A 10,339-nucleotide genomic window follows, 5' to 3' on the forward strand; every position below is an offset into this window, starting at 1 on the left:
GCAATCAACCCCCAGCAACACTGGGATGTGCCTTTGGATCATCGATCCACAACTACCCGTTCAGCCCTGATAGGTTGGGTCGAACAGCTGTCGGCCTGAACGATGTTCGAGAGGTTTACCGAGAAGGCCATCAAGGTGATCATGCTTGCCCAGGAAGAGGCAAGACGACTAGGTCACAATTTCGTGGGCACTGAGCAGATCCTGCTCGGGCTGATCGGTGAGGGAACTGGGGTAGCAGCCAAAGTGCTCAAGTCCATGGGCGTGAATCTCAAGGATGCTCGCGTAGAAGTTGAAAAAATCATCGGACGTGGCTCAGGTTTCGTCGCAGTCGAGATTCCGTTCACACCCAGAGCTAAACGTGTGCTCGAGCTTTCTCTAGAGGAAGCGCGCCAGCTTGGTCACAACTACATCGGCACAGAGCATCTGCTGTTAGGGCTGATCCGTGAAGGTGAGGGTGTTGCAGCGCGTGTCCTCGAAAATCTCGGGGTTGACCTTGCCAAGGTCCGCACCCAAGTCATTCGGATGCTGGGCGAAACGGCTGAGGTGGGTGCTGGAGGCGGTGGTGGTTCCGGTGCCAAGGGATCCACCAAAACACCCACACTCGATGAATTCGGCAGCAACCTCACCCAGCTGGCCAGCGAAGCCAAGCTCGATCCGGTGGTTGGACGCCACAACGAAATTGACCGTGTCATTCAGATCCTTGGTCGGCGCACCAAAAACAATCCTGTGTTGATTGGTGAGCCAGGAGTGGGCAAAACTGCCATCGCCGAAGGTTTGGCTCAGCGCATCCAGCAGGGTGATATTCCCGACATCCTTGAAGACAAGCGTGTTCTAACCCTTGACATTGGTCTACTGGTCGCCGGCACCAAGTACCGGGGCGAATTTGAGGAACGCCTCAAAAAAATCATGGAGGAGATCAAAGGCGCGGGCAACGTGATCCTTGTGATCGACGAGGTGCACACTTTGATCGGTGCTGGTGCGGCAGAGGGTGCCATTGATGCTGCCAACATTCTCAAACCTGCTCTCGCCCGAGGTGAGCTGCAGTGCATCGGAGCCACCACACTTGATGAGTACCGCAAGCACATTGAGCGGGATGCAGCTCTGGAGCGACGTTTCCAGCCCGTCAACGTTGGTGAACCCTCGATCGAAGACACCATCGAAATCCTGCGTGGTCTGCGTGAGCGCTACGAACAACATCACCGCCTGCGCATTACCGATGAGGCCCTTGAAGCAGCGGCCACCCTCGGTGATCGCTACATCTCCGATCGCTTTCTGCCTGACAAAGCCATCGATTTGATCGATGAAGCCGGCAGTCGCGTGCGTCTGCTGAATTCCAAGCTTCCACCTGAAGCCAAGGAAGTAGATAAAGAGCTGCGCACAGTGCAGAAAGACAAGGAAGATGCCGTTCGCGAGCAAGATTTTGCTCGTGCCGGAGAGCTGAGAGACAAGGAAGTTGAATTGCGCGAAAAAATCCGCACCCTTCTGCAGAGCAGTCGCCAAGACACTCCCAGCGAAGCTTCGGAAACCACCGAAACAGTCGAACCCTCTACTGAGTCGACGGCTGGAAGTTCCGAACAATCATCCTTCCAGGGTGCAGTTGCCGAAACAACGACCCCGGTCGTGAGCGAAGAGGACATCGCCCAGATTGTGGCCTCGTGGACGGGTGTACCGGTGCAGAAACTCACTGAAAGTGAGTCCGTCAAGCTGCTCAATATGGAAGAGACGCTTCACAAGCGTCTAATTGGTCAGGACGAAGCTGTGAAAGCAGTTTCGAAAGCGATTCGACGGGCGCGTGTTGGCCTTAAAAACCCAAATCGCCCAATTGCCAGCTTCATTTTCTCCGGCCCGACCGGCGTTGGTAAGACTGAGCTCACAAAAGCCTTAGCTGCCTACTTCTTCGGCAGTGAAGACGCCATGATCCGACTTGACATGTCTGAATTCATGGAGAGACACACGGTCAGCAAACTGATCGGTTCACCTCCTGGCTATGTAGGTTTCAATGAGGGTGGCCAGCTCACCGAAGCAGTCCGACGACGCCCTTACACTGTTGTTTTGTTCGATGAGATTGAGAAAGCGCATCCTGATGTTTTCAATCTTCTTTTGCAGTTGCTGGAAGACGGACGCCTCACCGATTCCAAGGGTCGAACTGTCGACTTCAAGAACACTCTGATCATCATGACCTCGAACATTGGTTCGAAAGTGATTGAGAAAGGTGGAGGTGGTCTTGGTTTTGAATTCTCTGGCGATGAAAATGCTGAGGAGAATCAATACAACCGCATTAAGTCGCTCGTTAATGAAGAGCTTAAGCAATATTTCCGTCCTGAATTTCTCAATCGCCTTGACGAAATCATCGTCTTCAGGCAACTTAATCGCGAAGAGGTGAAGGAAATTGCAGAAATCATGTTGCGGGAGGTCTTCAATCGAATCGGCGAAAAAGGCATCACCTTGTCTGTGTCCAATGCCTTTAAAGAGCGTCTCGTTGAAGAGGGTTACAACCCTGCTTACGGCGCCCGTCCCTTGCGTAGAGCTGTGATGCGTTTACTTGAAGATAGCCTTGCCGAGGAGGTCCTTTCAGGTCGCATCAAAGATGGCGATTCAGCGGAAGTGGATGTGGAAGATGGCAAGGTGGTGGTGAAGCATCTTTCCGCTGTACCCAGCGAAACCCCTGCGCTCGCTGGTGCCGGTCTCTGACCTGGATGATCCAAACAGACTCCAGAAACAGTTCAATCTCAGTTCATTCCATCGCTCCCTCCCAGGTCATTCGTGGGTCGGGAGCTTGGATTGAAGCTCAGAAGCCCATTTCAAATCTCTGTCGTAATCCATTGCTGCTTGGCAGGAGTGAGTCCACGCAGAAGATTCGGTCCAAGCTTTGTCGTGAGCTAAATCAAAGCGGTCTGAGAGTGTTCCAGCAGAATCTAGAGCACGATTGCTGTGAGCTTGATCTTCAAAGGCTCCAGAACGATTTTGTTCGACAATCGTGCGATGGAGTGATCGCCGCAGGGGGTGGCAAGGTTCTCGACAGTGGAAAATTGCTAGCCGACAGACTCGAAGTCCCCTGTGTCACGGTTCCACTGAGCGCGGCAACCTGTGCCGGGTGGACTGCCCTCTCGAATCTGTACAGCCCTGATGGAGCTTTTGAGCGTGATCAAGGCCTCAGGCACTGCCCTGATCTGCTTGTTTTCGATCATGAGCTGCTGATAAAGGCACCGACACGCACCCTGGCCAGTGGGATCGCCGACGCGCTGGCCAAGTGGTACGAAGCCTCCGTGAGCAGCGGCTCGAGCCAAGACGGAGTCATTCAGCAGGCTGTGCAAATGGCCCGAGTTCTGCGAGACCAGCTGCTGATCGACAGCATCGAGGCCATCCAGAATCCTGGCTGCGAAGCTTGGAAACGGGTTGTGGATGCCTGCGGACTCACTGCAGGAGTGATTGGGGGTCTAGGTGGAGCTCGCTGTCGAACGGTCGCCGCTCACGCAGTTCATAACGGTCTCACTCAGCTCGAAGCATGCCATTCCGTTCTCCATGGCGAGAAGGTGGGCTTCGGAGTACTCGTTCAGTTGCGCCTCGAGGAGCGTCTCGGCGGCAATCGTTTGGCGGCGCAAGCCCATCGCCAGCTCTTGCCTCTGCTGCGAGAACTGGGTTTGCCCGTCTGCCTTGATGACCTGGGGCTGGGTCAAGCCAGCCTCAATCAATTGCAGCAGGTCTGCCAGTTCGCCTGTCGAGACGGGTCTGATCTGCATCATCTTCCTTTCGAAGTCACTCCAGGCGCTTTGATGGAAGCCCTTGTGGGAGCTGCTGAAACAAGCGTAGTTTTGCCTTGAAAGATCTGCTGGATTCGATCAAAGGCGAACTGTTGGACCCCAAGGCCAGCAACCTGGCGGAGCATCTCGAGTGGTGGGAGCTGCCAGAACTCAAGATTGACGCACCATTTCCTGTCGCTGTGGTGGGGGAGGGTCCCCCTTTGTTGCTGCTGCACGGTTTCGACAGCAGTTTCTTGGAATATCGGCGCCTGGCCCCACTGCTGAGTCAACACTTTCAACTGTTCATTCCCGACCTGTTCGGCTTTGGCTTCTCACCGCGTCCCCTCGATGCGATCTACGGTCCCGAACAGGTGCTCAGTCATCTAGATGCCGTGCTTGAGCACATCCCGAAGGCAGCTCCATGCGGCTTGATCGGAGCTTCGATGGGAGGGGCCGTTGGCGTGGAAACGGCACGCCGTCACCAGCATCAGATCAAGTCCTTAATGCTGCTTGCCCCAGCAGGACTCACTGGCAGACCGATGCCAGTACCCCCTCTGCTGGATCGCTTCGGCGCCTGGTTCCTCAGTCGCCAAGGAGTGCGTCGAGGCCTTTGCCGCCAGGCCTTTGCCGATCCAGACGCCAACGTGGGGGCCGAGGAAGAACAAATCGCTTCACTGCATCTGCAGTGCCCCGGCTGGGCAGAGGCACTCGCAGCGTTTGCCCGCAGCGGAGGATTTTCAGGTTGCGGCACACCGCTTCCCGATCAGCCTCTGCACGTGATTTGGGGAGACAACGACAGGATCCTCAGGGCTCCACAAAAGAAAGCAGCGGCTCTGATCCTCAACGACAGGATTGAACAGTTAGAGGATTGCGGACATCTTCCGCACATCGATCAGCCCGATCGAGTGGCCGAACGCTGTCTCAACTGGTTCCAATCCACGCTGTTGAACAACCATCCCTCGGACCTCATCGGATGATGAGGTTCTGATCCGCCATCGTGGTGCTCAGCTTCCATGCCCCAGACCAGCTCAGGCCCCGTTCTCCAGCTCCTGGCCAGCGGTCTTCAACGCTGGATTCGCAACCAGTGCGACTCTGTTGAGGAGTTGAATTTGGCCCTTCAGGGTTCAGCGATTGAGCTGCTGAGAGGTCGGCTAAAAGGTGTCTCGCTCGAGGCTCGCAGAGTGAGTTTTGAACAACTGCCCCTGCTGCGCGCTGAATTGCAATCCGGCGAACTGAAAACAATCTTCCGCCCTGGTCAACCCAACCAGCCGCTGCAACTCAAAGACCCTTTCAGCATCGAAGGGGAGGTAGTTCTGAGCGGAACCGATCTCAACAAAGCGCTGGCGACTGATCGCTGGCGATGGTTGGCCGATCTACTGGCTGAACAGCTGATGGGCCTAACGCCGCTGCGCTCAATGGCGATCGATAACGATCGATTGGTGCTAACAGCGGATGTGATCACAGGCAAAGACCCCGTGCAACGAAGCTTCTCCCTCTGCGCGGATCGGGGCACGATCAGAGTGAACCACTGCGATGCGGAAGCAAAATTGTTGCTGCCCATGGATCCTTCCATCAAGATCATCGATGCAAGGCTGCAGGGCGGTCAGATGGTGATCAAAGGCAACGCCACAGTTCATCCCTGAGCAGTTCACCCCAGAAACGTTCAACCTTGAGCCATCACTGGCATCACTAGGGTCACCACGTAAAACACCACCGCTGGTGTGAACAGATAGCTGTCGATCCGATCCAGAATTCCGCCATGGCCCGGCAGGGCATCCCCGGAATCCTTCACGCCGGCATCCCGCTTCATCATCGATTCGGTGAGATCACCCACCAGAGCAAACAGGGCGACGAGCGCACCCAGACAACCGCCGGCGAGAGATCCGTAAGGCCACTCCAGCAGTGCACCGCCAAGCGCACCGATCAGCACCGCAGAGACCAGTCCGCCATACGCCCCTTCAATCGTTTTGCCTGGGGAAATTGGAGAGAGAGGGTGGTGACCAAAGCGCCGACCGATGAAGAAGGAGCCGATATCACTCGCGACCACCATCAGGCAGGCCATCAACGTGATCAGCAGACCGGAGCTGATCCAGGTCCAGGACATGTGATCCACCAGGGGGGCGATATCTACGGCCTTAAGGTTGCGAAGCCGCAACCAGTGACTGGGCAGAAACCCCAGATAGAACAGTCCAAAGATCGAGGCGGCGATGTCCGCAATCGAACCGGTAATCGGCTGCAGCAGCAACCAGCCACAGATGGCAGCTCCAGAGAGAGGCAACACCGCATCAGCGAGAGAAGATGCGATGCCTCCGTTCACAGACCACTGAGTGCTGATCAGCAGTAATTGGCAGGCCACAAGTGTGGTTTTTGTGGCTGGACGCATGCCTTTGAACTGGGCCATGCGGAAGAACTCCAGCAAACCCAGATGCACAATCACCCCCAGGGCGATCGTGAACCACCAACCACCCAGACCCACCACCACCAAACCAAACAGACCCACCAGAACCCCGCTGACCAGGCGTTTGTGATCGGCGACTCGCCCCTTGCTCACGGCCTTTCCGGTTGTGGCGTCTGAAATCACCTGTCAGATCCCAGGGCCCATCAGGCCAGAACCTTCACCATACCGGGCACCTGAACAGGCCATCGATGATGCTGCGATTGCAGCCATTGGCTTCGCTCTGCAGAGATTCTCTCTCCAGGTACGAGCAGGGGCACACCGGGCGGGTAGGGGCAAATCAGCTCAGCAGCGATTTGATCAGCGCACTCAGCCAATGGGCGAACGCAATGGGGAAGCCGTTGTGCTTCATCAGGGGTGAGCTCAGGAATCGACGTGCTCTGCAACGGCGGATCAGGGATGACCGGCAGCGGCACACCATCACCCTCACGAGCCAACGCCTGCCAAATCCTCTGCAGTCGCTTTGCCAAGCCCCGATGCCGAGCAAATCCAAGGCAGAACGTGAGACAAAGAGGCTCAGGCAACTCAGCGATCACGCCCTGACGCATGCAGAACTCATCCGCATCCAGACCACTCACACCAAGCTGGCCCGTTGCAAGGACCAATCGCAAGGGATCATCACTGGGATGGAACAAAACACCCTGCTCTCGCAGAGCATGGATCAGCTGGTTGGCTTGGTGCCGACGAGCCTCGAAGAGCGAAGTCCAGCGGCTGGACAGCAACCAATCAAGAGTTGTCTCACAGGAAGCCAGCAAAAGAGAGCTGGGACTCGTGGTCTGAAGTCTTGCCAGAGAACGTTGAACTCTCTCGTGGTCCAACCTTTGAGAGCGATGCCACAGAACTGCGGTCTGCGCGAGACCAGGCGCAGATTTATGAAGGGAATGCACAACCAGATCAGCTCCAGCAACAAGAGCAGACACAGGGCTGTCCTGCTCGGCATTGAAGGCCAGATGGGTGCCATGGGCTTCATCCACCATGACCGGAAATCCTCTGCTGTGGAGTAATTCGATCAGCTCCACAATCTCAGCGGAGTAGCCGTGATATGTGGGGTGAACAAGAACAGCACCAGCAATGGGACGACCTGGATCAGGCCAGGGAGCCAGGCTCTGCCGAAGGCCCTCAGCGGTCATCGCCCCGGCGTGACCGCGATCGGCAAAAAACGGCACCGGCAGAAAGACCGGCATCACGCCCCCCAGCTCGCAGGCAGCGATCAACGAACGATGGGCATTACGAGGCAGCAGCACAGCCTCTCCCGGTTGCGCCATCGCAAGCAGACCAGCCTGAAGCAGACCAGTGGCACCGTTCACGCCAAACCAACAGTGATCAACACCCATCGCTTCAGCCAGCCGCGCCTGACTGGTTGCCACTGCACCATGAGATTCGAGCGGACCACCGATCTCCGGCAACTCGGGCAGGTCCCAGCTGCCCGGTGATTGACGCAGCAAACGCTGCATCAGTGGCGGCAGAGCTGCTCCACGACCATGCACCGGAAGATGCAAAGCCAGACGTCGATCCGGTCGCAGAAGCTCGAGAAGCGACGGCATGAGCGCAGGGAATAGACAACAGGTCGGGGCATCACCGGCTCGGTGATGCCAGCTGGACTTTCCCCATGCAGCATGGCAACTGCTGCCGATGCTGACCGATGCTGATCTGCGTTGATCGGTCCGCTCTCTGCAACACAGAAGCATCGAGCAACCTTTTGGACTCTCTAGGATCCACACTCCCTAGCGCTGCTGGGCGTGGATTCGCTTCGCTACAACCCGGGCCGAGATGTCCGATGGCTCCTGTTGCGCCCATGGATCGGCATACCGCGCCTGATCCAGATCTTCTGGGCTCTACTGGGACTGGTCTTGAGCTTGCTGCTGAGGGGCGGCAGCAGCGACCCCCGTGTTCAGCGAGATCTGGCTCGCACTCTGCTGCGCACCCTGACCAACCTCGGGCCTTGTTTTATCAAGGTCGGACAGGCTCTTTCGACCCGTCCGGATCTGATCCGTCGAGACTGGCTGGATGAGCTGACACGGCTTCAAGACGATCTGCCGTCCTTCGACCATGCGATCGCTTTGAACACGATCGAAACGGAACTGGGTGCTCCAGTGGATCAGCTGTTTGAGGAATTTCCCGATACACCTGTTGCAGCCGCAAGTCTTGGGCAGGTCTACAAGGCTCGGGTCGGTACACAACGCTGGGTCGCCGTGAAAGTCCAGAGACCCAATCTGACCTTCATTCTGCGGCGCGACATGGTGCTGATCCGCAGTCTCGGGATTCTGGCCGCTCCATTTTTGCCACTGAATCTGGGATTTGGCCTCGGAGAAATTATTGATGAGTTCGGCCGAAGCCTGTTCGAAGAGATCGATTACTGCTGCGAAGCAGACAACGCCAGGCACTTCTCAAGATTGTTCGCTGACAATGACGCAGTCACCATTCCCGATGTCGACGAAGAGCTCTCAAGCCGCCGAGTTCTGACCACCAGCTGGATTCAGGGAAGCAAGCTTCGCGATTCACATGAGCTCAAGTCCCAACGCCTTGATCCCGCGGCTCTCATTCGCACAGGCGTGATCAGCGGACTCCAGCAACTTCTGGAGTTCGGTTACTTCCATGCCGATCCCCACCCGGGCAATCTCTTTGCACTCCCTGGTCGAAGCGGCGATCTCGGACACGTGGCCTACGTAGATTTCGGGATGATGGATTCGATCAGTGATCAGGATCGCCTGACACTCACAGGAGCTGTGGTCCATCTGATCAACCGTGATTTCGAAGCGGTTGCCCGAGATTTCCAGGAACTCGGATTCCTTGCACCCAGTGCTGACCTGACACCGATCATTCCCGCCCTGGAAGATGCCCTGGGAGGAAGTCTTGGAGATTCCGTCGGTTCGTTCAATTTCAAGGCGATCACCGATCGTTTCTCGGAATTGATGTACGACTATCCCTTCCGGGTGCCTGCACGCTTCGCTCTGATCATCCGAGCCGTGGTGAGCCAGGAAGGCCTTGCTCTAAGACTCGATCCCGACTTCCGAATCATCGCGGTGGCCTATCCCTACGTGGCCAAGAGACTCCTCGCTGGTGACACCAGAGAAATGCGAGAGAAGCTGATGGAAGTCATCTTTGACGAGCAGGGAAATCTACGCGTTGAACGACTTGAAAGTCTTCTCGATGTTGTTGGCAATTATTCGGGGGGTCAGAGCAGCGGAGAACTGCTGCCGGTGGCCGGGGCAGGTCTGCGTTTGTTACTGAGTCGAGATGGAGGAGACCTGCGTCAGCGCCTCCTGCTGACCCTGATCAAAGACGACCGCCTGAACCTCTCAGATCTGAAAGAGCTGACTGCCCTGATGCGAAAGACCTTTGGGCCGCGTCAAATTGCCGAGGGTGTGATGCAGCGTCTGAATCCGCTCGCGGCCTGATGAGACCTAACGCCCCGTCACCCCTGCAGTAGCAGAGCGATAATGACGTCCCAACGATCCTTTTCCTGACTTATGTCGATCGCGCCCGACACTGCTCCCATCGAGCTCGATCAGGCTCAGATCGACCTGCTGACCGAAGCATTCGGCGGTCTCAGCATGGATGACATCCTTCTCGACTACTCCAACCTGCAACAACCGCCCTATGCGATGGCAGGGCTGGGATTGGCAATCAGCGTGGTGTGCGGACTCACCTTCTCCAGGCTGGTTCAGAACCGCCTGGATGGCTGGAAAAAAGACAGGCTGCCATTGCTACCCCTCGGCAATGCCGAAACCGTGATGAGTTATACGGGGATCCTGATTGGCGTCACCTTGTTCATCGGGGGCTCACTCCAAGTTTTCGGCTTTGCTGCAGGTGCCGCCTATCTCAGTGCACTGGTGCTCTCAATCCTCACCGGAGGTGCACTCTGGGCTCAACTTGAGCGCTTGATGACCCAGGTCGAAGCTGGAAACTTCAAAGCAGTTGATTTCGACAACTTTGACGAATTCTTCTGATCACTTGTGTGAAATTGGCGGGTGTCAGGCCAGCACGTAAGCCTCAAGCTGAACATCACCACGGCGCAGTAGCTCCAGACCTTCGCGTTCGAGCTTGCGAGTGCGATCACGACTCATTTTTAGCGATTTAGCAATCGCTGTGAGGCTCATCGGATCTTGCCCGTCCATCCCGTAGCGCATCCGCAGCACACGCT

At 56.5% G+C, this 10,339-nt stretch carries 9 protein-coding genes; 6 read left to right on the forward strand and 3 right to left on the reverse strand.

Annotated elements, in window-relative coordinates; all coding sequences use genetic code 11:
* Window positions 1-102 precede the first annotated feature (102 nt).
* Genes DXY37_RS09905 through DXY37_RS09920 form a run of 4 tightly spaced genes read left to right on the forward strand, consistent with a single transcriptional unit; the run spans window position 103 to window position 5,383 of the window.
* Entirely contained in the window at window positions 103-2,691 is a 2,589-nt protein-coding gene (locus tag DXY37_RS09905; protein WP_115126436.1) for an ATP-dependent Clp protease ATP-binding subunit, read from the forward strand.
* Window positions 2,692-2,696: 5 nt separating this feature from the next.
* Window positions 2,697-3,821: an iron-containing alcohol dehydrogenase family protein gene (locus DXY37_RS09910; RefSeq protein ID WP_115126437.1), complete on the forward strand. Its 1,125-nt coding sequence runs from the start codon at window positions 2,697-2,699 to the stop codon at window positions 3,819-3,821.
* Complete coding sequence (locus DXY37_RS09915) at window positions 3,818-4,717, forward strand: alpha/beta fold hydrolase (RefSeq protein ID WP_115126438.1); 900 nt, start codon at window positions 3,818-3,820, stop codon at window positions 4,715-4,717. The genes DXY37_RS09910 and DXY37_RS09915 overlap by 4 nt, the downstream gene beginning before the upstream one ends.
* 36 nt (window positions 4,718-4,753) lie before the next feature.
* Window positions 4,754-5,383, forward strand: a complete 630-nt coding sequence (locus DXY37_RS09920; RefSeq protein WP_115126439.1) for a DUF2993 domain-containing protein — start codon at window positions 4,754-4,756, stop codon at window positions 5,381-5,383.
* Between the two features lie 20 nt (window positions 5,384-5,403).
* On the opposite strand, the gene DXY37_RS09925 is transcribed toward DXY37_RS09920, so the two are convergent.
* Both DXY37_RS09925 and DXY37_RS09930 read right to left on the reverse strand, forming a co-directional pair.
* A complete protein-coding gene (locus tag DXY37_RS09925; protein WP_244277038.1) occupies window positions 5,404-6,291 on the reverse strand; it encodes a phosphatidate cytidylyltransferase in 888 nt (295 codons plus the stop codon).
* 50 nt (window positions 6,292-6,341) lie between these two features.
* On the reverse strand, window positions 6,342-7,739 hold the full coding sequence (locus tag DXY37_RS09930; protein ID WP_115126549.1) for an aminotransferase class I/II-fold pyridoxal phosphate-dependent enzyme: 1,398 nt from the start codon (window positions 7,737-7,739) through the stop codon (window positions 6,342-6,344).
* Between the two features lie 195 nt (window positions 7,740-7,934).
* Between DXY37_RS09930 and DXY37_RS09935 the strand changes: the two genes are divergently transcribed.
* Together DXY37_RS09935 and DXY37_RS09940 are read left to right on the forward strand one after the other, a co-directional pair.
* The gene (locus DXY37_RS09935) at window positions 7,935-9,593 is read left to right on the forward strand and encodes an AarF/ABC1/UbiB kinase family protein (protein ID WP_115126441.1); all 1,659 of its coding nucleotides are present in this window, start codon (window positions 7,935-7,937) and stop codon (window positions 9,591-9,593) included.
* A gap of 72 nt (window positions 9,594-9,665) precedes the next feature.
* Window positions 9,666-10,145 (forward strand): hypothetical protein, encoded by a 480-nt coding sequence (locus DXY37_RS09940; protein ID WP_115126442.1) that lies wholly within the window; start codon window positions 9,666-9,668, stop codon window positions 10,143-10,145.
* A gap of 24 nt (window positions 10,146-10,169) precedes the next feature.
* Here DXY37_RS09940 and DXY37_RS09945 read toward each other — a convergent pair.
* The coding region (locus tag DXY37_RS09945; RefSeq protein ID WP_305791078.1) for a sigma factor-like helix-turn-helix DNA-binding protein at window positions 10,170-10,339 on the reverse strand (170 nt) is incomplete at its 5' end.

This window comes from Synechococcus sp. GEYO, assembly GCF_900473955.1.
In the GTDB taxonomy this organism is placed as follows: Bacteria; Cyanobacteriota; Cyanobacteriia; order PCC-6307; family Cyanobiaceae; genus Synechococcus_C.

Excerpts from the sequence above, each read along its gene's own strand:
- DXY37_RS09905 (WP_115126436.1), top strand. The coding sequence starts at position 103 with ATGTTCGAGAGGTTTACCGAGAAGGCCATCAAGGTGATCATGCTTGCC.
- DXY37_RS09910 (WP_115126437.1), top strand. The coding sequence starts at position 2,697 with ATGATCCAAACAGACTCCAGAAACAGTTCAATCTCAGTTCATTCCATC.
- DXY37_RS09920 (WP_115126439.1), top strand. The coding sequence starts at position 4,754 with ATGCCCCAGACCAGCTCAGGCCCCGTTCTCCAGCTCCTGGCCAGCGGT.
- DXY37_RS09930 (WP_115126549.1), bottom strand. The coding sequence starts at position 7,739 with ATGCCGTCGCTTCTCGAGCTTCTGCGACCGGATCGACGTCTGGCTTTG.
- DXY37_RS09940 (WP_115126442.1), top strand. The coding sequence starts at position 9,666 with ATGTCGATCGCGCCCGACACTGCTCCCATCGAGCTCGATCAGGCTCAG.